The organism is Streptomyces sp. 13-12-16, assembly GCF_002114215.1.
GTDB lineage: Bacteria > Actinomycetota > Actinomycetes > Streptomycetales > Streptomycetaceae > Streptomyces.
Genome location: NZ_NCTE01001309.1, coordinates 1 through 1,243 on the forward strand (window position 1 = coordinate 1; position 1,243 = coordinate 1,243).

Annotated in this window: 1 protein-coding gene; it reads left to right on the forward strand. The window is 76.1% G+C overall.

What is annotated here, in order from left to right; all coding sequences use genetic code 11:
* The coding region (locus B7767_RS40310; RefSeq protein WP_143652929.1) for an acyltransferase domain-containing protein at positions 1 to 1,243 on the forward strand (1,243 nt) is incomplete at both ends.

The following is a 1,243-nucleotide window of genomic DNA, read 5'->3' on the forward strand; positions in this document are numbered from 1 at the left end:
CCCTGGCCGGGCAGGCGGACCGCCTGCTCGCCCGGCTCACCGACGGCGCGGACCCGGCCGCATCGGTCGCCGACCTGGCGCTGTCCCTCGGCACCACCCGCTCGGCGTTCGAGCACCGCGCCGTGCTCGTCGCCGCCGACCGGGCCGAACTCCTCGACGCGCTCACCGCGCTCGCCGGGGACCGGACCGTCCCGAACGTCCTGCGCGGCCGGGCCGTGCCCGGTGGCCGGACCGCGTTCCTCTTCCCCGGCCAGGGCTCCCAGCGGCCCGGCGCCGGACGCGAACTGTACGACCGGTACCCGGTGTTCGCCGAGGCCCTGGACGCCGTCGCGGCCCACCTCGACCCGGAGCTCGACCGGCCGCTGCGCGAGGTGATGTTCGCACCGGAGGGCACACCCGAGGCCGCCCTGCTGGACACCACCGGCTACACCCAGCCCGCGCTGTTCGCCCTCGGTGTCGCCCTGTACCGGCTGGTCGAGTCCTGGGGCGTCCGCCCGGACCTGCTGGCCGGGCACTCCGTCGGCGAGATCGCCGCCGCCCACGCCGCCGGGGTGTTCACCCTGGAGGACGCCTGCACGGTCGTCGCCGCCCGCGCCCGGCTGATGCAGGCCCTCCCGGCCGGCGGCGCCATGATCGCGGTACGGGCGAGCGAGGAGGAGGTCGCCGCACGGCTCGGCGACCGGATGTCACTGGCCGCCGTCAACGGCCCCGACGCGGTGGTGGTCTCCGGCGACGAGGACGCGGTCACCGCCCTCGCCGAGGAGTTCGCCGCACTCGGCCGGAAGACTAGGCGTTTGCGGGTGAGCCATGCGTTTCACTCCCTGCACATGGACGCCATGCTCGAGGACTTCGCACGGGTCACCCGGAGCGTGTCGTACACCGCGCCCACGCTGCCCCTGGTGTCGAACCTCACCGGGGAGACGGCCGCACCGGAGCGGGTGTGCGACCCCGGGTACTGGGTCGAACACGTCCGTCGTGCCGTCCGGTTCGGCGACGGGGTACGCACCCTCGCCGCCCGCGGCGCCACCCGCTACCTGGAGCTCGGGCCCGACGGCGTGTTCTGCTCCCTGGCGCAGGACACCTTCGACGCCCTGGCCGACGACAACCGCCCGGCCCCGGCCGCCGTACCGGCGCTGCGCACCGGACGCGACGAGGAGCGGTCCCTGATCGGCGCGGTGGCCCGGCTGCACGCCGCCGGCCAGCCCCTCGACTGGGCCGCGCTGCTCGACGGCACAGGCGCCCG